Genomic DNA, 22,422 nt, shown 5'->3' with positions numbered 1-22,422 from the left:
TGCGAGAGATTATTCCCTCGGGAAGTGAATGACGTAGGTCCTAGCGGATGAAATTTTTCAAACATTTTATTCCTAGGAAGGGGGAAACCGGAAGATGGAATACTCTACTTTCGGAAGACACGTTGCTGTTGATACTTGGGGAGTTGACTTCGAACTACTGAACAATGCGGAATACCTGCAGTCTCAGATGGTGGAAGCTGCTGAAGCCTGCGGAGCAACGGTACTGTCCGTACAGTCCAAGCAATTTGAACCACAAGGTGCAACGGTGCTTGTGCTGTTGTCGGAAAGCCATCTCTCTATTCATACTTACCCTGAGAGAGGTTTTGCTGCGATTGACTGTTATACCTGCGGAGAAACAGTGGATCCGCAATTGGCCATTGATTACCTGGTATCCGCACTGAAACCTGAGAAATGCTACGCCAAGAAGCTTGTACGCGGACTGGGCGAGATGAAGGTCGAAACTCCTGATATGAAGCAGGCTGAACTGGTGTAAATCACCATCCAAATGTGTATAGAAATAACCATGGAATATTCCATGGTTATTTATTTTATGGAATCTGCAGCAGATCTGACCATTTCCCTGCCCTTGCATATCTTGGCTTGAAACATACCACAATAGTACAGGAAGATCAGTGCATTTAGGCAGCAGATGAAGAAGATGGCGATTTCATAAACATTTCATAAAAGCAACAAGCCTATTCGACATACTATGATATAATTATTTATGGCTATAAAAGATCTGGAATACATCATTTATTAGGCAGGTGAACATCCATGCACATCGTCGTTGTTGGGTTGAATTACCGCACGGCGCCTGTTGCGGTCAGAGAACGTTTTGCCTTCGCGGAGCAGGATCTCCCTGAGGCGCTTGCACAGCTGAAATCGACCAAGAGCGTACTGGAGGGCGTCGTTGTCGCCACCTGCAACCGGACAGAAATCTATGTGGTGGTTGACCGTCTTCATATGTGCGGATATTTTATTCGCAGCTTTATGGAGAAGTGGTTTGGCATCCCGCGTGAGGAATTTACAAAACACTTATATATATACGAAGAAGAACAGGCGATCTCACACCTGTTTAAAGTAACCTCCGGCCTGGACTCCATGGTGATCGGAGAAACTCAGATTCTCGGTCAGGTCCGCAATGCCTTCCTGAAAGCTCAAGAGGAGAAGGCGACAGGCACTTGGTTCAATATGCTGTTCAAGCAGGCGATCACGCTTGCCAAGAAAGCCCACGCAGAAACCTCCATCGGAGAGAGTGCTGTTTCGGTCAGCTATGCAGCGGTGGAGCTGGGCAAGCGGATTTTCGGCACGTTTCACCATAAGAAGGTCATGATTCTTGGCGCCGGCAAAATGAGTGAGCTGACGGTAAAGCATCTTTATGCCAATGGTGCTGCCGAGGTGATTGTAGCAAACCGGACTTTGGCTCGCGCTGAAGAGCTGGCTGATCGCTTCAAGGGCACTCCTTGCACGATGACGGAGGCCATGAGCCGTCTGGGTGAAGTAGATATTATCATCAGCTCTACTGGAGCCAATGATTATGTGCTGGGTCCATCGCTCGTCAAGCAGAGCATGATGAAGCGGAAGGCCAAACCCTTGTTTATGATTGACATTGCGGTACCGCGTGACATTGATCCTTCTGTCGGAGACGTAGAGAACGTATTTCTGTACGACATTGACGATCTGGAAGGAATCGTGGAGAGCAACCTCGAAATGCGGCGTTCGGAAGCCGTGAAGATCGAGCGGATGATTGAGGAAGAGATGGCCAATTTCTATCAATGGCTGAAGACGCTTGGTGTAAGACCTGCGATCCGCGCTCTTCAAGACAAGTCTACCGGCATCTATGAAGAGACGCTGGAAAGCTTGTTTAACAAGCTTCCCGAGCTGGACGACCGTCAGCGTAAGGTCATCCGGCGCCTGACGAAGAGCATCGTGAATCAGATGATGCATGATCCCATCAACCGGATCAAGGAGATGACAGGCGGTAAGCAAGCTCCGGAGGCACTGGAGTATTTCACCCAGATTTTTGCCCTGGAGGATCTGGTTCACGAGCAGGAGCAGGGGGCAAAGCGGAAGACTCCGGTTCAGGCACAGGTGAAGGAAAATGACACTGTTGTCCGTAAGGACGATCCGCTGGTGAAGGAGCGCAAGAGTATTCAGGCTCCTTTTGCTCCAGCTGTTCTGTAAGGCGGTGAAGACATATGCCGCTCAATTATATGTATGATATTGGCATTTATATCTATGCCCTGAGCCTACTGTTTTACATTTCGGATTGCGTCCATCGCAATCGGACAGCAAAGCGGACCGGCGCGGGGCTTCTTGCCGTTGCTTTTGCCGTGCAGCTGCTGGTGACGGGCGTGAGGCTGGTCGGGGATTCAGCGCTGCCAGTGCTGACAACCTTCGACTTTTTGCTATTCTGTTCGTTGAGTCTGACATTGACCTCGCTGGTCATAACGTTTATGAAAAGGGCAGACCTGGCTCCTGTCATACTCGGCATAGCGGGCTTTTGTGTCACCGTGTTTAACCGCATGATCATTACGACAGGCTTCAAGCCGATGGAAATGTGGGGCATGTGGAGCTCGGTGAAGGGCTTGCTGGTGCTGCATATTACACTGGCAAGCGTCAGCTTTACCGCCCTTATGGTGGGGGCTGCCTTTGCGGGGATGTATCTCTTTTTGCACAGCAGGCTCAAAACGAAGAAATGGAACAGCCTCATTCGCAGGCTCCCGAGTCTGGAAATGCTTGACCGCTATTCCTATGCGGCTATTCTGTTCGGGATTTTACTGCTCGTGCTGTCTCTAACGATTGCGGTTATCTCGTTGATTCAGGAAGGGCAGCTGTCGTTGCTCTGGGATTTGAAAGTGATAACGACCTTTATTGTGCTCTGCGTATATCTGAATTATTTTGTAAGACGGACGATTCAGCGCAGATCGGGGCTGGAAACAGCGAGATGGGCCTTGATCGGCCTTGTCTTTATCGTTATTAACTTTCTGCTGAATGCCTGGTCGGGATTTCATGGATGGTCGGGGGTGTAATGGGGTTTGGTCCGATACGTTCCGGTAATGCTGAATTGTGAAGGAAAGTCCTGCGTCATTGCAGGTGGAGGAGCGGTTGCGGAACGAAAGGCGAGCAGCCTTCTGCAGGCCGGTGCCTCCGTACATATTATTAGTCCTGATGTGACGCCCCGTCTGGCAGCAATGGCTGATGAAGGCAGCGTGAGGTGGAGTGAGCGGGCTTATCAGCCTGGAGATCTGGAGGGCGCATTTCTGGTATATGCGGCTACAGAGCATGAAGAGGTCAACCACCTGATTGCGGAGGAAGCAAGAAGCCTCGGAACGCTGGTAAACATAGCCCATCATGGAGAGGCTGGTGATTTCATCAGCCCGGCGGTGCTCCGGCGGGGGCGGCTGACGCTTGCCGTAACTACAGCAGGGGCGGGCCCACTCGCTTCTGTTCAGCTATGCCGGCATTTAGAGAGTGAGCTCGGCAGCTCCTTTGATCTTTATCTGGAGTTTCTATATGAGCTGCGTCAGGGAATCAAGAAGCAGGTGAAGACCCCTTCAGAGCGGCATCGCCTGATGCGGGCTATACATGAACAGGATCTATGGCTTGACATTGAGCGTGGAGATTTTATTCCCTGGACTCCGGCGCAAATACAAGACTGGATTACAGACAATCAGGAGGCGGAATGATGAGAACCATCGTAGTGGGAAGCAGACAGAGTGCTCTGGCACTTACGCAAACGGGACAGGTGATCGACGATTTGACCCGGCTGTGTAAGGAGCATGGGCTTGAATATACATTTGAGGTGCAGAAAATCGTGACCAAAGGCGACCGCATCCTGGATGTGACGCTGTCCAAGGTTGGAGGGAAGGGTCTGTTCGTTAAGGAAATCGAGCAGGCGTTGATCGATGGCAGCATTGATATGGCAGTGCACAGCATGAAGGACATGCCGTCCGTGCTTCCGGAGGGCTTGACCACAGGAGCGGTACCGAAACGCAAGGACCCTCGGGACTGCCTGATTTCTCATATTGCGGGCAGCCTAGATGAGCTTCCTGAAGGCGCGAAGGTAGGGACAAGCAGCCTGAGAAGATCGAGCCAGCTGAAGGCGTATCGCCCGGATCTGCAGATTGAATGGATCAGGGGGAATATTGATTCACGCCTGCGAAAGCTTCAGAACGGAGAATTCCAAGCGATTATTCTGGCGGCAGCCGGTCTGCAACGCATGGGCTGGGAGGATGTAATTACATCATATATTCCCACTGATATTTGCCTGCCTGCGGTAGGCCAAGGCGCGCTCGGCATTGAATGCCGGACAGAGGATGAAGACCTGCTGGCCTTGCTGAAGCTCTACAATGATGACGATACAGCGCAAACGGTCGCAGCGGAGCGCAGATATTTGTATGAGCTGAACGGCGGATGCCAGGTGCCGATCGGCGCGCATGCGGTCTGGATGGACGCCCCGGAGGGACATGCGCAGGAGGAACAAAGAATCATTCAATTGACTGGAATGGTCGGCTCGCCGGACGGGGAGCGCATCTTGAAAGAAAGCTCTATGGGAGTGGAGCCGGATAGCTTAGGCATCCAGGTTGCAGATCTGTTGAAATCTGGCGGTGCCGAGGAGATATTGTCACAAGTTAGGGGATGAAGAAGCATGACGGGGAAGGTTTATCTGGTCGGAGCTGGACCGGGCGATGCGCGTTTGATTACGGTGAAAGGGAAGGACTGTCTGGAACAGGCCGATGTCGTTGTCTATGACCGGTTAGCTTCTCCGCGATTGTTACGGTGGCTGCAGCCGGGGGTACAAAAGATTTATGTCGGCAAGCTTCCGGATCGCCATACCATGAAGCAGGTGGAAATCAACCAGCTGCTGGTGGATTTGGCCCTGGAGGGGAAGACGGTGGTAAGGCTCAAGGGAGGGGATCCCACGATCTTCGGACGCGTTGGGGAAGAAGCCGAGCTGTTATATAAGCACGGAATCCCTTTCGAGATTGTACCCGGCATTACTTCTTCGATCAGTGTTCCTGCGTATGCCGGGATTCCTGTAACCCATCGGGATCTGGCCTCATCTTTATCGATTATTACCGGCCATGAAAGCCCGGACAAGCTGGACCGAATGATTCAATGGGACAAGGTGACTCATGCAACCGGAACGCTCATCTTTATGATGGGCGTTGCCAAGATCGGTTACATCAGTCGTCAGCTGATGCTTCATGGCAAGCCGCCGGAAACGCCCGTAGCCTTGATCCGCTGGGGAACGAGGGCAGAGCAGGATACCCTGGTCGGAACGCTTCAGGATATCGAAGAGAAGGTGAACGCACTGCGGTTTGAGCCTCCTGCTGTTATTGTGGTAGGAGAAGTTGTACACCAGCGCTCCCGCTTAAAATGGTCAGAGCAGCTTCCGTTGTTCGGCAAGCGCATTCTGGTAACCCGTTCCCGGAAGCAGGAAAGTCTGCTTGTGAAGCGGATTGAAGAGCTGGGTGGAGAGCCGTATGAATTTCCGGTCATTGAGACGGTCATGCCTTCACCCGGCAAGCTGCAGGAAATCAGTCGCGCTCTGGAGCAGCTTCAGACGTATGCTTGGGTGTTTTTCACAAGCGTGAATGGAGTAGAGTATTTCTTCCGCCATCTTAATGCTTCCGGGCAAGATATCAGGTCTCTCGCGGGAGCACGGATTGCCGCAGTCGGCCCGGCAACGGGAGCCGCGCTTCGCGAGCGGGGTATTGCTGCAGAGGTGCTGGAAAGCCGCTTCCAGGCTGAGGGACTGATTGACGCCTTTGCCGGGGAATTGCAGCCTGGACAGGCGGTGCTGCTCCCCCGGGGTGATCTGGCCCGAGACTGGCTTCCCAACCAATTGCGAGACATGGGGCTCCAGGTGACGGATCTTCCGATCTATGAGACAGTGATGCCCGAGGAGGAAGATGAGGAGCTGCTGCGGCTGCTGCAGGAAGGCGGCATTCATGCGGTGACCTTCACCAGCTCATCCACGGTGACTCATCTGCTGGCGATGCTGGAGCGCATGGGTGTCCAAAGCCCGGTTCAGCTGTTGGAGGGCGCAGCTGCCGCCTGTATTGGACCGATTACGGCCGATACGGCTCAGCAAGCGGGACTGAAAGTATCCGTTCTCGCTAAGGAAGCGACCATCGAGAGCCTGGTAGAGGCACTCTGTGAGTGGAACAAAGATGAACCGAGACGATTTCGGGATTAACATATAGCTATGGAGGGATTGGACATGAGTTTTCCGATAGTAAGGCATCGCCGTCTGCGCCGGACTGCTGCGATTCGCAGTATGGTCCGCGAGAACGTACTTCATGTGGAGGATTTGATCCAGCCGATATTCGTTGCACACGGCAGCGGAATCAAGAATGAAATATCTTCCATGCCGGGTGTGTATCACTTTTCACTGGACACCTTGAAGCCAGAGGTGGATGAAATTGCGGCGCTGGGAATCCCGGCAGTGTTGCTGTTCGGCATTCCGGAGAGTAAGGACGAGGTGGGCAGCTCAGGCTTTGACGAGCAGGGCATTGTCCAGGAGGCGACTCGTCTGATCAAGTCGTGGTATCCGGATCTGATGGTCATTGCCGACACCTGTCTATGTGAGTTTACGGATCACGGTCACTGCGGCATGGTGCACACCTATGAACGTGAGGGACAGCTGTGCGGAGATGTCATGAATGATGAATCGCTGGAGCTGCTTGCGCGAACGGCCGTCTCCCAGGCGAAGGCAGGGGCGGACATTATAGCTCCATCCAATATGATGGACGGCTTTGTTCAGGCCATCCGATCGGCGCTGGATGAAGAGGGCTTTGAGCATATTCCAATCATGTCGTATTCGGTCAAGTATGCCTCTGCATTTTACGGCCCGTTCCGGGAGGCGGCGGATTCAGCTCCGCAGTTTGGCGATCGGAAGACGTATCAGATGGATCCGGCTAATAGCCGTGAAGCACTGCGGGAAGCAGAGACCGATGTGCTTGAAGGTGCAGATATGCTGATGGTGAAGCCGGGCCTCGCCTATCTGGACATCGTTCGCCAGCTTCGGGATCAGTTCGACCTGCCGCTGGTGGTGTACAATGTGAGCGGAGAATATTCCATGGTCAAGGCAGCCTCGATGCAGGGCTGGATTGATGAGAAGGCGATCGTTATGGAAAAACTGACCGGCATGAAGCGCGCGGGTGCGGATATGATCATTACGTATTTTTCCAAGCAGGCAGCAGGCTGGCTCCGTCAGCGTTAAGAGGCTTGGCATGAATGGCACAAATCGTCTTCCAGACAGTTAGGAGTGAATTGAAATGAATCAACACCAACGCAAGGAAGAAGCATCGCGTAATGCTTTTGAGGAAGCGAAGCAATACATCCCGGGTGGTGTGAACAGTCCGGTCCGGGCTTTTAAATCGGTAGGCTTGACGCCCATCTATATGGATCGCGGCGAAGGCAGCCGAGTGTATGACATTGATGGCAACTCTTTTATTGATTATGTAGGCTCATGGGGTCCGCTCATTATGGGGCACGCGCATCCTGCCGTTGTCGATGTCCTGCGGGATACGGCAGTAAAAGGCACGAGCTTTGGTGCGCCGACGCTTCTGGAAACCGAGATGGCGAAGCTCGTCTGTGAGCGGGTACCGTCGATTGAGGTAGTTCGAATGGTCAATTCCGGGACGGAAGCGACCATGAGCGCAATTCGCTTGGCGAGAGGCTATACCGGACGTACCAAAATTATCAAATTCGAAGGCTCCTACCATGGTCATGCCGACAGTCTTCTGATCAAGGCCGGCTCAGGCATTGCAACCCTAGGGCTGCCGGACAGTCCGGGCGTTCCGGAATCGGTAGCTACGAACACGATCGCCGTGCCTTACAACGATCTGGAGTCTATCGAGCTGGCGTTTGAGCGGTTCGGAGAAGAAATTGCCGCTATTATTGTGGAGCCGGTGGCGGGCAACATGGGTGTCGTTCCGCCGGCGGAAGGCTTTCTGGAAGGCTTGAGAAGGGTGACCTCCCAGTACGGCAGCCTGCTCATATTCGATGAAGTGATGACCGGCTTCCGGGTAGACCTTCACTGTGCGCAGGGTCGTTACGGAGTCACACCGGACCTGACCTGCCTTGGCAAGGTCATTGGCGGTGGACTGCCTGTAGGCGCGTACGGCGGCCGCAGAGAGATTATGGAGCAGATCGCACCGGCGGGGCCGATCTATCAGGCCGGGACGTTGAGCGGCAATCCGCTGGCTATGGCAGCCGGGTATACGACACTGTCGCTGCTTACCCCTGAAGTATATGCCCAGCTTGAAGAGCGGGGAGCACGTCTTCAAGCCGGCTTCGAGCGCAATAGCCGGGAGCTTGGCATTCCATTGACGATTAACCGGGTAGGTTCGATGGTATGTCCGTTCTTTACGGAGAAGGAGGTCGTAAATTTCGACACCGCGAAGACAAGCGACTTGTCGAGATTCACATCATACTTTGCCGGTATGGTGCATGAGGGCATCAGTGTACCTCCTTCCCAGTTTGAAGGCATGTTCATTTCGGCTGCGCACAGCGTGGAGGATATTGACGCTACTATTGAAGCCAACTACCGCGCGCTGCAAAGCCTGTGAGCCTCTACCAAGGCGCCTGGCTGCGCCGGGGCGAATGGCTGGAGCTGACACCCGGCAAGGTGCTAACGGCTGCAAGTGACCGTGAATCGGCAACGGAGGCTTGGCTCAAGGAGCAGCTCGGGATGCCTGAGAAGCTGATACGCCGCCTGAGAAGTGAGGGTGCGCTTCAGTGGCGCGGAGACCGTCTCCGTCTGCAGCTGTTTCCTGCCGTTGCGGCCGGGATTGAGCCGCGGTGCGCAGAGCTCGACATTTTGTATGAGGATGATTTCTGCCTGGTGGTCAACAAGCCGGCCGGGATGGCAGTCCATCCGGACTCCTCGAGCTCGGAGCTGACCTTGAATCACGCGGTAGCCTGGTATTTTCATACCCATGGCACCAAGGCCGCTGTCCGTCATGTCCATCGACTGGATAAGGATACCACGGGGCCGGTGCTGTACGGCAAGAATGAATTTGCTCTCCTGAAGCTGGATGAGGCGATGCGGAACAAAGAAATCGTACGCAGATATGCTGCACTGGTGCAGGGAGTCGTGTCTCACAAGCTGAAGGTTATTGATCTGCCTATCGGCAAAGACCGGCATCATCCCAAGCGGCGCAGAGTATCACTGACCGGACAGCATGCCGTGACGCGAATCCTCTCGGTAGAGCCGTATCGGCAAGCAAGCCTCCTGTTCTTGAGTCTGGAGACGGGGCGGACCCACCAGCTTCGGGTGCATCTAAGCCATATGGGACATCCTATTTTGGGCGATCCGCTGTATGGTGCCTCGTTTGGCAGCTTCCAGCGTCAGGCGCTTCATGGAGCGGAGCTTTCCTTCAGGCATCCGTTAACCGGAGAAGAGCTGCTTCTGGAGGCACCCTGGCCGCAGGATTTAATGGAGCTGAAGGAGCTTGTTCAGCAGGAGAGATGAATGATGATTTGAGACCGCTGCGGCGGTCTTTTTTTATGTTCTGGCTTCCATCTCGCTCAAAACAGGCATGCCCGCCCGTTCACGGCATATAGATTAAGGGAGTGACCATAACGGGCTCATGCCGCGGAATTGCCGCGGATAGTATACGCCAAAAAGGAGGACATTCCCGTGTTCGACCAGTCCTACGGATTGCGGTTTGATATTTACGAGCGCATCATTTTAGCGGAAGATCTGCCGGGAATTGAAGAGCTGGAGGAGGCTGAACTGATTCCTCATATCCAGGTGATTCACCAGGGAGAGCAAGCTGCCCTGCGGGGTCATCTGCTGTTAGCCGGACTGTACAAGGGGGACACCCCGGAGCAGGAAACCGAGCCGCTGGAGCATTGGATTCCCGTTGAGATCACGGTTCCGATGAATCGGGTTTCCTCGCTGGAGGACATTGCCGTCGAGATTGAGAATTTTGATGTTGATGTGCTGTCCAAGCGAGGGTTAAACATTACCGGCGTGTTGTCCTTAAAAGGAATCCAAGGCGGGGTGCAGGGCTACGGCAGCGACCAAGCCTGGCAGGATGAAGAAATTTCGGTCGTACATGCTCCTGCAGATCCGCATCAGCAGGAGGAAGAAGCACGCCGCGAAGCCTTACAGGAGGTGTATACGGCCAATTCTTTTGAGGCAGTGAACGAGCCTGCAGCAGCGGAGCCTGAGCTTGAGGCTGTCCCGAGAGGGGCGGCAGAGACCACAAACGAATCAAAGGCGGACTCCAGTCCTCTGACGGCAGAGAGCACTCAGGCTGACGCTGCAGCGCCGGTGCCTAGTGTATGGAGCTTTGAGCGTCAGCAATCCGGCTGGCCGGAGGAGCTTCAGGACGAAGAAAGGCAGGATGAGAAAGAAACCGCCGAGCCGGAGCAGGCTGCGGAGACTGTAGAACATACTCCAGATATCTTGGAAACCGAGGCTGAACAGCCGGAAACGATCGCGCTGGAGGGAGGCATTCCGGAAAGCGCAGAGCTGCAGGAGGAAGAAGTGCCCGCGAAGCCGGAGCTTAAGGTGGCCTTCAGCAGCAAAAACAGTACGGTTAGCAGTGCTGGCAGTGCAGGTTTCTCCTCATTGCTGCATCCCGGCCGTCTGACTTCGGAAGGAGAATCGGCTTCCATTCCTGCGGAAGAGCCTGCAGCGAATGAGCCTGAGCGGCAAGCAGGAGAGGACGTGCAATGGAAGTCCTTGTTCCTGGGAGCACGGCAGGAAGAAACGCCGTTTCGAAAGGTTCGTTTATGCATTGTGCAGAGGGAAGAGACGCTGGAGGGCATTGCAGAGCGCTACCAGCTGAGTCCGCGCGAGCTGCTGCTATATAACCGCTTATCGGAGCAGAGTGTTGAAGAGGGGCAAATTTTGTACATCCCGTAGCTGGCCTGAACCGTTGATGGAATGCTTATGCGGCAGTTGCTTATTAGAAGCTGTTTCCCTGGGGATTTTTATGCCTGGTGGGGAACAGCTTTTTGCTGTGTTAGGACGGTTTAATTCGGTGCTGCTTCGTCATAAAGCGGCCCTGCCGTTTTCTCACAGCGGCGGTACCTGCAAAGATTGACGGTCATGCCTTAAAAAGGTTATAGTATCTATATCCAAATTCAAAAAGCAATAACCCCATACCATCATCAACGAGGAGCGGGAAGAGTAGGATGTGTGGCCTAAAGAGAGCGGAGTTGCAGCGCTGAGAGATTCCGCAGGAACCAGCATTCCCAAAGTCGCCCGTGAGTTGCTTGCTTGAGCTGTGACACACACCGATGTGAGGACCCAGTTAGAGCAGGCCGGCTGCAGCCGTTATCTGTGCAGAGTGTCGCAGTGTGATCAGGATTGCCGTGAGCGTAGAAGTGCTCCTGGTGGATTGCGAAACAAAGGTGGTACCGCGAGAGAACCAAAGTCTTTCGTCCTTTGAGGACGAGGGGCTTTTTTTGTTGTTCCGGACTGCGCGGCCCTCCCGCAGCGGTACGGCTAAAACCCTATAGTATGGAAATGCTGACTAAGTAACGGAGGTAAATGAATATGGAATCCAAAGAAACGACAGGCTCGGCTCAGATGCCGACCACCTATGATCCCAAAGCTGCAGAACAGAAATGGTACAGCTACTGGAAGGACGGAGGCTTTTTTAACGCCGGGAAGCGACCGGAAGCAGAGCCTTTTACGATCGTCATTCCGCCGCCGAATGTGACCGGTATGCTGCACATCGGTCATACCCTGGATTTTACCCTTCAGGACATCATTATCCGGGTCAAGCGCATGCAGGGCTATGATGCCTTATGGCTACCGGGCTCGGACCATGCCGGCATTGCTACACAGACCAAGGTCGAGCAGAAGCTGCGCGAGCAGGGCGTGACCCGTTATGATCTGGGGCGCGAGAAGTTTCTGGAGAAGGTGTGGGAGTGGAAAGAGCAATACGCGAATACCATCCGCGAGCAGTGGGCGAAGATGGGGCTTTCCCTGGATTATTCCCGCGAGCGCTTCACCCTGGATGAGGGACTGTCCCGTGCAGTACGGGAAGTGTTCGTGAACTTGTACAGTAAGGGTCTCATTTATCGCGGTAAGCGAATTATTAACTGGGACCCGGCAGCGCGGACAGCCCTGTCTGATATTGAGGTGGAATATAAAGAGGTACAGGGCCATCTGTATCATCTGAAATATCCGTTAAAGGATGGCAGCGGGTTTATTACGGTCGCGACGACCCGTCCGGAAACGATGTTGGGAGATACAGCGGTAGCTGTGCATCCGGAAGATGAGCGTTATCAGGATATGATCGGCAAAATGCTGGTGCTTCCGGTTGTAGGCCGGGAAATCCCGGTCATCGCAGACGAGTATGTAGAGAAGGACTTCGGTAGCGGTGCGGTGAAGATCACCCCTTCCCATGACCCGAACGATTTTGAGATGGGCCTGCGCCACGATCTTCCGCAGATCACGGTGATGGATGAGTCCGGCACCATGAATGGCTTCGCCGGCAAATATGAAGGGCTTGACCGCAGCGAATGCCGCAAGCAGATTGTCAGCGATCTGCAGAAAGCGGGCGTCCTGATCCGCATCGAGGATCATGTCCATCAGGTCGGGCACAGTGAGCGCAGCGGCGCGGTCGTTGAGCCGTATTTGTCGACACAGTGGTTTGTCAAAATGAAGCCGCTCGCCGATGCCGCCATCGAGGCGCAAAAATCCGGAGACGGTGTAAACTTCGTGCCGGAGCGCTTTGAGAAAACCTATCTTCACTGGATCGAGAATGTGCGGGACTGGTGCATTTCCCGACAGCTGTGGTGGGGACACCGGATTCCAGCCTGGTACTGTGAGCAGTGCGGCGAAGTGCATGTATCGCATGACGAGCTGGACGTGTGCAGCGCGTGCGGAAGTCATCAGCTGAAGCAGGATGAGGACGTTCTGGACACTTGGTTCAGCTCCGCGCTCTGGCCGTTCTCGACACTGGGCTGGCCTGAGGACAGTGAGGACTTCAAGCGTTACTACCCAACGAATGTTCTCGTGACCGGCTATGACATTATTTATTTCTGGGTAGCCCGGATGATCTTCACTGCGCTGGAGTTTACCGGCGAGAAGCCGTTTAAGGATGTGCTGATGCACGGACTGGTGAGGGATGCGGACGGCAAGAAAATGTCCAAGTCGCTCGGCAACGGCGTGGATCCGCTGGAAGTCATCGAGAAGTATGGCACAGATGCCATGCGCTATATGATCTCTACAGGAATTACGCCGGGACAGGATCTGCGCTTCCGCTGGGAGAAGGTAGAGCAGGCGCGGAACTTCGCCAACAAGATCTGGAACGCCTCCCGCTTTGCCTTGATGAATCTGGAGGGCGTACAATACAGCGATATCGACATCAGCGGGGATCTGGGTACAGCCGACCGCTGGATTCTGCATCGCCTGAACGAAACTTCACGCGACATTACGCGTCTAATAGACAGCTACGAGTTCGGCGAAACAGGCCGATTGCTCTATAACTTCATCTGGGATGATCTGTGTGACTGGTATATTGAGTTTGCGAAGCTGACATTGTACGGCGAGGATGAGGCTGCCAAAAAGAACACCCAGTCCGTGCTCGTTTATGTCCTGGATCGCACGATGCGTTTGATTCACCCGTTCATGCCGTTTATTTCCGAGGAAATCTGGCAGCATCTTCCTCATGATGGGGATACCGTTATGCTGGCAGAATGGCCGACATATGATGCCGCTCTGGAGAACCCGGAGGCTGTCGCTGAAATGGATATGCTTATGGACGTGATCCGTGCAGTCCGGAACATCCGCGCCGAGGTGAACGTACCGATGAGCAAGAAAATCGAGCTGCTCCTTCAAGCTTCGGACGCCAAAGGCTTAAGCATTGTTCAGCGCAACGAAGTGTACATCCGCCGCTTCTGCAACACTTCCCAATACGAAGCGGGTCTGAGCCTGTCCACGCCGGATAAAGCGATGACTGCAATTGTAACAGGGGCGGAGCTGTACCTTCCGCTTGCCGGCCTGATCGATATTGATCAGGAGATTGCCCGCCTGGAGAAGGAGCTGCAGCATCTCAATAGCGAGGTATCCCGGGTAGACAAGAAGCTGAGCAATGAGGGATTTGTGGCCAAAGCGCCGGCGAAGGTGATCGAGGAAGAGAAGGCCAAGCAGGCTGATTACAGCGACAAGCGGGATAAAGTGATTGCCCGTATCACGGAGCTGAGAGGCTGATATGGGACAAACCGGATCCGTAGGTGAAGATATGATGAATAAGGTCCCGGCAGCCCCCTTTGAGACGTATACAGAAGCGGTGAACTGGATTAACGGCTTGATCCCATTCGGGATCAGGCCCGGTCTGGAGCGGATTGAGCTGCTGCTTGAGCGCCTGGGTCATCCTGAGCGCCGGCTGAAGTTTGTTCATGTGGCGGGCACGAACGGTAAAGGCTCCACCTGTGCGTTCTTGACACGTGTGCTGCTGCAAGGCGGATATTCCGTCGGGACCTTTACCTCGCCCTATATTACGAAGTTCACGAATCGCTTTCAGATTGACGGTGAGGATATTGAGGAAGAGGTATTGCTGAAGCTTGCAAACCAGCTGTATCCGCTTGTACAGGAGATTGCAGACAGTGAAATGGGCTCTCCGACCATGTTTGAGGTGTCCACAGCGCTGGCGATCCTGTTCTATTCCCGGGAACGGGTACCGGATGTGGTCGTGTGGGAGACAGGGCTTGGCGGCAGAATGGATGTGACGAACGTCGTTCACCCTGTCGTATCGGTGATTACGAACATAGGAATGGATCATACCGATATTCTTGGGGAGACCATTCAGGAGATTGCTGCGGAAAAAGCCGGTATTATCAAGCCGGGGGTACCTGTGGTCACGGCGGTGTCCCAGCCGGAGGCTCTGGAGGTTATCCGCCAAACGGCAGCCTCCAAGCGCGCAACACTGTATGCAGCAGGAGAGCAGTTCAGCTACGAGCGGTTGTCCGGGGACGAAAACAGCCAGAAGCTTCGCTTCTCGGGGCCTTTCCGGGAGCTGGAGCTGGAGATTGGCATGCAGGGCGAGCATCAATGCCAGAATGCGGCCTGTGCCATGATGGCGATAGACATTCTCCGCCATTACATGGCGTTTGTGATTGAGCCTGATGACTTGCAGAAGGGCTTTACAAGCACTCGCTGGGCTGGACGCCTTGAACAGGTGAGTCAAATGCCACGACTGATTCTCGACGGAGCTCATAATCCGGAAGGAGCCGAATCGCTCGCGAAGAGCCTTCCTGGAACCTACCGCTACCGAAAGCTGAACCTGATGATGGGAATGCTCTCAAATAAGCATCATGAAGACTATTTGAAGCATATACTTCCTATAGTGGATACATTGATCATCACTGAACCGGATTTCCGGAGAAAAATGGACGCCAACGCCTTGGCAGACGTTGCTGAACGGATCAGGGAGTCATACGCTAACCCATCCCTTCAAATCATCATAGAACCAGACTGGAGAAAAGCGCTTGAAGTATTGAAGTCACGGACGGAAGCGGAGGATCTCGGGGTCGTGTCAGGCACGTTGTACCTGATTGCCGACGTGCGTTCAGACCTCCTTGGCCTTTCCGATGCTGAAAAAGGTTGGTGAAAATTGTTGAATACTTCGGAACATGTTCATTTTATAGGAATTGGCGGTTATGGCATGAGTGCCATTGCAAGAGTGATGCTGGAGATGGGATACAAGGTTACGGGCTCGGATGTAGCCTCCCAGGAGCTGACTGAAAAGCTGGCAGCCAAAGGCGCCCAAATATATATCGGCCATACGGCCGAGCAGATTCAAGGAGCGGACCTGGTCGTTTATTCGACTGCGCTTTCTCGCGATAATGTGGAGCGGGTAGCGGCAGAGGAACAGAACATTCCCGTGCTGCACCGTGCCCAAATGCTGGCGAGACTGCTGAATGAGCGCAAGGGCATTGCGGTGGCAGGGGCGCACGGCAAGACGACGACCTCATCCATGATCTCAACGGTGCTGGAGGATTGCGGCGTAGACCCGACCTTTATTATTGGCGGCGAGATTATGAATGTCGGTACGAATGCGAAGGCCGGACAGGGGGAGTATGTCGTAGCTGAAGCAGATGAAAGCGACGGCTCGTTCCTGCAGTACTACCCGTGGCTCGGGGTAGTGCTTAACATTGAGGCTGATCATCTTGAGAATTATGACGGGGATTTTAACCAGCTCAAGGCGGCTTATGTGCAATTTTTGAGCCAGATCCGTGAGGACGGAACAGCCGTTGTGTGTGCGGATGACGAGAATATCAGAGCTATTTTGCCGGAGCTGAAATACCAGGCTACCACATATGGAATTCACCATGATGCTGAATACTCTGCGCGGGATCTTGTGCTCGGAGACCGGCAGGTTAGCTTTACGATGCTGCACGGTGAAGAGGTCATGGGTACCATCCGGCTCTCGGTTCCCGGCAAGCATAATGTATACAACGCCATGGCTACCGTCATTACCTGCATGAAGGCAGGCGTCCCGTTCGAAGAGATTGCCCAGTCTATCATCAAATTTAACGGAGCCAAAAGGCGCTTCCAGGTGCTCGGTGAAATCAATGATATTCTGGTTATTGACGATTATGCGCATCATCCGACCGAGATTGAAGCGACCATCAGCGCCGCAAAGGCAACCGGAAAAAGAATTGTAGCCGTATTTCAGCCGCAGCGCTACTCGCGGACCTTCTTCCTGCTGGACGCGTTTAGCCGCGCTTTCGGCGATGCCGATGAGGTCATTATTACCGACATTTACGCACCGGCCGGCGAGAAGCAAATCGAAGGCATTACCTCAGCGAAGCTCGCGGAGCTGATCGTACAGAACAGCAATGCTGGAGCAAGATACCTTTCGACCAAGGATGAGGTGCTGGAGGATTTGAAGGGACGCGTGGCTCCCGGAGATCTGGTACTTACGATGGGTGCAGGTGACATTTGGAAGGTTGGAGCTGCTCTGGCAGAAGTGCTGAAGAGTAAATAAGGTGGATATCAGGGTCATGTTATGAAGGAGGCTTTCCTTCAGGGCATGGCCCTTTTTTTCATTTACATCTGGCACGGCAGCGGGACATAACGAGATGGACATCCTCATAAATATGGGTAGTACGAGAGGTGACAACCAAGGAGGGAAGTCCATGAGCAAATCCCGAATGACGATTCGTCTGGATCAAGAGCCGCCGCGGGGGACGATAGAAGAGCGAAGTGTGCGGCTATCCGGAGTTTCGAAGACAGAGGATCACAATATTGAAGTGGATCTTGGCAGCTATTATCGCCCGCGCGCGCCGAAAGCTTCACTCTGGAAGCTGATCGGCTCCATCACAGCCGCTGTGCTGACCGGTCTGATGTTCGGCTTTGCGGTCTTGAATTCATTTGGCGGGGAGCCTCGTGCATCTGAACATACTACGCCTGTCGATTCCGCACCTGTACTGGAAGCGGCCCAGTCACAGCAGCATGATGCAGCGGGAGTGCAGCCTGGAAGCGAGACGGTCCTTGTTCCTGATAAAACCTACTATTTGCTTCAATACGGCATGTTCAGCTCGGAGGAAGGGGCCAAGCAAGCAGAGAAGGAGCTGCTGCAGTCAGGGCTGGCCGCCTACGGGGACATGGATGGGGCTTACCGTGTCTATGCCGGAATATCTCCCGACCGGGAAGGAGCGAAGCTGCTCAGCAGTCAGCTGAAGCATAGCGGAATCGAGCTCTATGTAAAAGAGGTGGTGTCTGCGGGACCACAGACGACGGTTCTGGCTGTCTCTGGATTGCCATGGAGCCTGTTCATAGAAACGGGCGGAGGACTGGCTTCAGAGCTCAGCGCGTTTTCTGCCCTTATGCTGGGGCGGGAGACCGGGACTGCTGCCGATGCAGAAACGATGAACCGTATAACCGGGCTGCATTTACAATGGACGGAGGCGCTGGAGCTGCTTCGGGGCATGAGTCCCGAGGCGGAGTCTCAGCTAAAGGGGATGGCGCAGCAGATGAACAGCGCGGTTACGGCACTCGCAGAATATAACAAAAACCAGGCCAAGGGGCATTTGTGGGAAATCCAATCAGGCATGATGAACTATATCATGGGTCAAAAAAAGCTCATTTCACTGCTATAGCCCTTATTTCCCGGGTCAGAAATGCCTCACAGCAGGGGCAACTATTTCCAGTTGTCCCTGCTGTTTTTGTATTTGTATTGCTAACTGTTACACCGTATAATAATGTAGGTGTCAAAAAATGGCGAGGGACGATGAGAGATGAAGAAAAACGCAGGAGTGCTGATTTTGTTCATACTGCTGGGGTGGCTGACAGGAACCTGGCTTGCCAAAGCGCTGATGTCCGTCAAGGCCCTTTCTTTTTTAACAACCTCGACCTATATCGGCTGGAGGCCGGAGGCACAATTGGATATTATCAATTATAATATAAACATTGAAATCAAGCTTAGCCTGCTCGGACTGATCGGTATTATTACAGCGGTCTGGCTGTATCGCAGGCTCTAGACAAGGAGAACAGCCCGTGACGGACAACAGATCTCGGCGGCAGATTGTGCTTGCCTCAACCTCTCCTCGAAGACAGGAGCTGATTCAAATGCTTGGTCTTCCGGTTGAAGTTATGCCTAGCGGCGCTGACGAAGACACGCCTGCAGGATGGAAGCCTGAGCAGGTTGTGGAGAGTCTGGCTCTCCGCAAGGCTGAGGCTGTGTTAGAGCGCTGTAGACTTGCTGCACCGGCAGCTGTTATTGTCGGGAGTGATACGGTAGTCGTGCTGGATGGGGAGATTCTGGGCAAGCCCCGGAACCCGGAGGAGGCTGTTTCAATGCTCTCCCGGCTTCAGGGAAGAAGACATGCCGTATATACTGGCATTGCCTGCGTGGATCTATCCACAGGGACAAGCCTGCTCCGGCATCGCGTCACAACTGTAGCGATGAAGCCGCTTCTGGAGACTCAGATTGAGAGCTATGTAAGAACCGGCGAGCCGATGGACAAGGCAGGGGCATATGGCATTCAAGGATTGGGTGCTGTTCTGGTGGAGAGCATCGAGGGCGATTACTTCAATGTCGTGGGCCTCTCGATCTCTCTGCTGTCCGATATGCTGCTGGAGCTGGGGATTTCCGTGCTCGACTGATGCTTGCAGAGCAGCAGCCAGGGCGGCAGGAACATGACGCGTTGAACTTATAGAAAGTAGGGGAAGGCATGGAGTCGCACGCATTTATGCTGCGCGATATCCCCCATGATGAACGACCTAGAGAGCGCATGATGGCTTATGGGGCAAGCGCTTTGAGTCATGCTGAGCTGCTCGCGATACTGCTGCGGACCGGAACCCGCCAGGAATCGGCGGTGCACGTAGCCCAGCGGATATTGCAACAGGCAGGCAGCATTCGGGAGCTGTCAGATTTAAGCATTACCGAATTGACGCAGATTAAAGGGATCGGGCCAGCCAAGGCGGTTCAGCTAAAGGCCGGGATTGAGCTGGGACGAAGAATGTCCGGTTTTAAGCGAGGCGAGCCGGTCATTATCCGGAGTCCGCGCGATGCTGCAGATCTGCTTAGCGAGGAGCTGCGCTCTCTGCATAAAGAACACTTTGTTTGTCTTTTTTTAAATACCAAGAATCATGTGATTGCTCAGGAGACGCTGTCCATAGGCAGCTTGAACGCAGCGGTCGTGCATCCCAGGGAGGTCTTCCGGGCTGCCATCAAGAGCAGCTGCGCTTCGCTCGTCTGTGCGCACAATCATCCCAGCGGGGATCCTACACCAAGCCCGGAGGATATTGCGCTTACAACACGCCTGGTCGAGGCGGGGAGCATTATCGGGATTGACGTACTGGATCACATCATTATTGGAGATGGAAGCTTTGTCAGTTTGAAGGAACGCGGTTTGATGTAATATAATAGTCCAGATTGAGGAAGAAAGGGAGTTTACAGCATGTTTGGTGGATTCACGAAGGATTTAGGAATTGATTTGGGGACAGCGAATACACTCGTTTATGTCCGTGGTAAAGGTATTGTCGTTCGGGAGCCCTCGGTGGTTGCCCTGCGTACAGATACGAAGAGCATTGAGGCGGTCGGTGAATCTGCCAAGAAAATGATTGGACGCACCCCCGGCAACATCCGGGCAATCCGGCCAATGAAGGACGGCGTCATCGCCGATTTTGACACTACGGCGACGATGATTAAATATTTTATCCGTCAGGCGCAGAAGCAGCGCTCGTTCTTTCAGCGTCATCCGAATGTCATGGTGTGTGTGCCTTCCGGTATTACAGCGGTAGAACAGCGCGCTGTAGAGGACGCAACGAAGCAAGCCGGTGCACGTGAAGCCTACACGATTGAGGAGCCGTTCGCAGCGGCAATCGGAGCGGATCTACCGGTATGGGAGCCGACGGGCAGCATGGTAGTAGATATCGGCGGAGGAACGACAGAGGTAGCTGTTATTTCGTTGGGCGGAATCGTAACGAGCCGCTCGGTTCGCGTTGCCGGCGATGAAATGGATGAATCCATCATCTCTTATATCAAACGCCAGTATAATTTAATGATCGGAGAGCGGACGGCAGAACAGCTGAAGATGGAAGTAGGCTCCGCCATGCCGCTGGAATCCGTAGAAACCATGGAAATTCGCGGCCGAGATCTCGTGACCGGACTGCCGAAGACAATCTCGATTACGTCCGATGAGATCAGTGAAGCGCTGGCAGATACGATCAATGCCATCGTTGAAGCTGTAAAGGTTACGCTGGAGAAATGTCCGCCGGAGCTCGCAGCAGATATTATGGACCGCGGCATTGTGCTCACCGGTGGCGGTGCGCTGCTCCGTAACCTCGATAAGCTGCTTGCAGAAGAAACCGGAATGCCGGTCATTGTGGCCGAGAATCCGCTGGATTGCGTAGCTATTGGCACAGGCAAAGCGCTTGACAATATTCATCTGTTCAAATCCCGCAGCAGCTCAGCCAGCCGTTCCAAGCGGTAGTCTGGAGAGCAGACCCTGATTGAACAAAGGATTCGGGAATATAACAGTAACGTTAGAAGGTGTTAGAAACTGTTTAAGCTGCTAGGCAACAAACGACTGTTTATTATGCTGATCGGACTTGTCACGTTTATAGCACTCATGGGCTTTACACTGGGACCTCGTGTGGGACTGACCTGGCCCGAAAAGTTCATGAGAGACACCGTTGGATTTGTGCAAGGCGTATTTTATAAGCCCGCTTCTTATATAGCGGGCTTCTTTGAAGATGTTAGGAATATGAAAGAAGTCTACAGCGAGAATGAGCGCCTGAAGATGGCCGTGGCCCAGTATGCCCGTGAAAGTGCGGAGTATCACCGGATTAAAGCCGAGAATGAAGACTACATGAACATGCTCAAGTTCACAGAGGCTCAGAAGAACAAATACGATTATGATTACCGGCCGGCCAATGTGCTCAGCGTGAATCAGGATCCCAATAATCATACGCTCGTCATTGACCTGGGAGAAAAGGATGGAGTAAGGCAGAACATGACGGTCATCTCGGTAGAAGGGATGGTCGGTGTGATCAGCCAGGTCGGCAACTTCACCTCGACCGTGAAGCTGCTTACCACCCTGGACCCGCAGGATGCCAAGCGGCAGCAGATCGCGGCCACGGTCTCGAATAAGGACACCTTTGGCATCATTGAGAGCTATGACAAGAAAACCAGGATGCTGAAAATGACGCGCATTCCGGAAGACGATCCGGTTGCTCCTCAGGATCTCATTGTATCCTCTGGTAACGGAGGCGTTATTCCTCGCGGCATGATTATCGGTAAAGTGGTAGAGGTAGAGACCGGGGAATTTGGCCTGACCCGAACCGCCACCATTGAACCCGCGGCAAACTTCCAGGATTGGAAGACACTCCTGGTTGTATTTACGCCGGAGGAGCCTCAGGAATGAAGCGTTATCAAGTGCTGATCCTGCTGCTGTTTCTGCTGTTTATATTTCAGGGAACCATTGGATTTTGGCTGACACCGCCTGCACTGCAGGGAATCATTTCTCCAAATCTCGTGTTTGTTGCTATTTTATTCGCGACAATTTATCATCACCGCCATACCGGGCTTGTGCTGGGACTTATTTTCGGAATTGTACATGACATTATCTATTACGGCGAAATGATCGGTACCTACTCCTTTGGGATGGGGGTCTCGGCATATATCATCGGAATGATATTTAACAAGCCGCGATCTCCTCTGCCGGTCATGCTGACCGCTGTCATCCTGGGGAGCCTGCTGCTGGACAGTATGCTGTTCGGCATCTACAAGCTGTTCCGGATTAATCCGGATTCGTACAATTGGGCTTTGCTGCATCAAATGCTGCCCGATCTTCTGATTCATTTCGCGTTTGCCCTGCTCATTTATGTGCCTGTCCGCAAACAGCTCGATCTGGTTGCGAAGGCGCCACGGCGAAGCAAGGCTTCTTGAATCTAATTTCGACATTTTGGTGAGAGGCCGGCAGGAACTA

Annotated in this window: 20 protein-coding genes; all 20 read left to right on the top strand. The window is 53.6% G+C overall.

The genetic code is table 11. The annotated features are described in order from the left end of the window. Positions 1 to 94 precede the first annotated feature (94 nt). Entirely contained in the window at positions 95 to 493 is a 399-nt protein-coding gene (gene speD, locus ACH6EH_RS13565; protein WP_138225054.1) for an adenosylmethionine decarboxylase, read from the top strand. A gap of 281 nt (positions 494 to 774) precedes the next feature. Next, entirely contained in the window at positions 775 to 2,184 is a 1,410-nt protein-coding gene (gene hemA, locus ACH6EH_RS13560) for a glutamyl-tRNA reductase (protein ID WP_208203351.1), read from the top strand. Positions 2,185 to 2,198: 14 nt separating this feature from the next. Beyond that, positions 2,199 to 3,032: a cytochrome c biogenesis protein CcsA gene (gene ccsA / locus ACH6EH_RS13555; protein ID WP_397332705.1), complete on the top strand. Its 834-nt coding sequence runs from the start codon at positions 2,199 to 2,201 to the stop codon at positions 3,030 to 3,032. A 27-nt stretch (positions 3,033 to 3,059) separates the two neighbouring features. After that, positions 3,060 to 3,689: a precorrin-2 dehydrogenase/sirohydrochlorin ferrochelatase family protein gene (locus ACH6EH_RS13550; RefSeq protein WP_397332704.1), complete on the top strand. Its 630-nt coding sequence runs from the start codon at positions 3,060 to 3,062 to the stop codon at positions 3,687 to 3,689. Next, a complete protein-coding gene (gene hemC, locus ACH6EH_RS13545) occupies positions 3,689 to 4,645 on the top strand; it encodes a hydroxymethylbilane synthase (protein ID WP_397332788.1) in 957 nt (318 codons plus the stop codon). Before ACH6EH_RS13550 ends, hemC begins: the two co-directional genes overlap by 1 nt. A 6-nt stretch (positions 4,646 to 4,651) precedes the next feature. Beyond that, positions 4,652 to 6,205, top strand: coding sequence for a uroporphyrinogen-III C-methyltransferase (cobA, locus tag ACH6EH_RS13540; RefSeq protein WP_397332703.1), 1,554 nt, complete (start codon positions 4,652 to 4,654; stop codon positions 6,203 to 6,205). Between the two features lie 24 nt (positions 6,206 to 6,229). Further along, entirely contained in the window at positions 6,230 to 7,231 is a 1,002-nt protein-coding gene (gene hemB / locus ACH6EH_RS13535; RefSeq protein WP_138225058.1) for a porphobilinogen synthase, read from the top strand. A gap of 55 nt (positions 7,232 to 7,286) precedes the next feature. Then, positions 7,287 to 8,582, top strand: a complete 1,296-nt coding sequence (gene hemL / locus ACH6EH_RS13530; RefSeq protein ID WP_208203348.1) for a glutamate-1-semialdehyde 2,1-aminomutase — start codon at positions 7,287 to 7,289, stop codon at positions 8,580 to 8,582. After that, complete coding sequence (locus ACH6EH_RS13525) at positions 8,579 to 9,487, top strand: RluA family pseudouridine synthase (protein ID WP_397332702.1); 909 nt, start codon at positions 8,579 to 8,581, stop codon at positions 9,485 to 9,487. Before hemL ends, ACH6EH_RS13525 begins: the two co-directional genes overlap by 4 nt. A gap of 168 nt (positions 9,488 to 9,655) precedes the next feature. Then, positions 9,656 to 10,891 carry a LysM peptidoglycan-binding domain-containing protein gene (locus ACH6EH_RS13520; protein ID WP_397332701.1) on the top strand — a complete coding sequence of 412 codons (1,236 nt, stop codon included), beginning with the start codon at positions 9,656 to 9,658 and terminating at the stop codon, positions 10,889 to 10,891. A 636-nt stretch (positions 10,892 to 11,527) separates the two neighbouring features. After that, on the top strand, positions 11,528 to 14,194 hold the full coding sequence (locus ACH6EH_RS13515; protein ID WP_397332700.1) for a valine--tRNA ligase: 2,667 nt from the start codon (positions 11,528 to 11,530) through the stop codon (positions 14,192 to 14,194). 31 nt (positions 14,195 to 14,225) lie between these two features. After that, complete coding sequence (locus ACH6EH_RS13510) at positions 14,226 to 15,593, top strand: bifunctional folylpolyglutamate synthase/dihydrofolate synthase (protein ID WP_397332699.1); 1,368 nt, start codon at positions 14,226 to 14,228, stop codon at positions 15,591 to 15,593. Between the two features lie 6 nt (positions 15,594 to 15,599). After that, positions 15,600 to 16,973, top strand: coding sequence for a UDP-N-acetylmuramate--L-alanine ligase (gene murC / locus ACH6EH_RS13505; protein ID WP_138225064.1), 1,374 nt, complete (start codon positions 15,600 to 15,602; stop codon positions 16,971 to 16,973). Between the two features lie 151 nt (positions 16,974 to 17,124). Beyond that, positions 17,125 to 18,087, top strand: a complete 963-nt coding sequence (locus tag ACH6EH_RS13500) for an SPOR domain-containing protein (protein WP_397332698.1) — start codon at positions 17,125 to 17,127, stop codon at positions 18,085 to 18,087. Positions 18,088 to 18,225: 138 nt separating this feature from the next. Then, positions 18,226 to 18,468 (top strand): DUF4321 domain-containing protein, encoded by a 243-nt coding sequence (locus ACH6EH_RS13495; RefSeq protein WP_138225066.1) that lies wholly within the window; start codon positions 18,226 to 18,228, stop codon positions 18,466 to 18,468. 16 nt (positions 18,469 to 18,484) lie between these two features. Further along, the gene (locus ACH6EH_RS13490; RefSeq protein WP_397332697.1) at positions 18,485 to 19,093 is read left to right on the top strand and encodes a Maf family protein; all 609 of its coding nucleotides are present in this window, start codon (positions 18,485 to 18,487) and stop codon (positions 19,091 to 19,093) included. A gap of 68 nt (positions 19,094 to 19,161) precedes the next feature. Next, positions 19,162 to 19,851, top strand: coding sequence for a RadC family protein (gene radC / locus ACH6EH_RS13485; RefSeq protein WP_138225068.1), 690 nt, complete (start codon positions 19,162 to 19,164; stop codon positions 19,849 to 19,851). A 39-nt stretch (positions 19,852 to 19,890) separates the two neighbouring features. Then, positions 19,891 to 20,925 carry a rod shape-determining protein gene (locus ACH6EH_RS13480; RefSeq protein ID WP_138225069.1) on the top strand — a complete coding sequence of 345 codons (1,035 nt, stop codon included), beginning with the start codon at positions 19,891 to 19,893 and terminating at the stop codon, positions 20,923 to 20,925. A gap of 105 nt (positions 20,926 to 21,030) precedes the next feature. Then, positions 21,031 to 21,858, top strand: a complete 828-nt coding sequence (gene mreC / locus ACH6EH_RS13475) for a rod shape-determining protein MreC (protein WP_138225070.1) — start codon at positions 21,031 to 21,033, stop codon at positions 21,856 to 21,858. Further along, positions 21,855 to 22,382: a rod shape-determining protein MreD gene (gene mreD, locus ACH6EH_RS13470; protein WP_208203341.1), complete on the top strand. Its 528-nt coding sequence runs from the start codon at positions 21,855 to 21,857 to the stop codon at positions 22,380 to 22,382. Before mreC ends, mreD begins: the two co-directional genes overlap by 4 nt. The last annotated feature ends 40 nt before the right edge of the window (positions 22,383 to 22,422 follow it).

The sequence above is a fragment of the Paenibacillus sp. JSM ZJ436 genome (assembly GCF_044383795.1).
GTDB lineage: Bacteria > Bacillota > Bacilli > Paenibacillales > Paenibacillaceae > Paenibacillus_AQ > Paenibacillus_AQ algicola.
The sequence above is the reverse complement of the archived record's forward strand: the minus strand, read 5'-3'. Positions and strand labels throughout refer to the sequence as shown.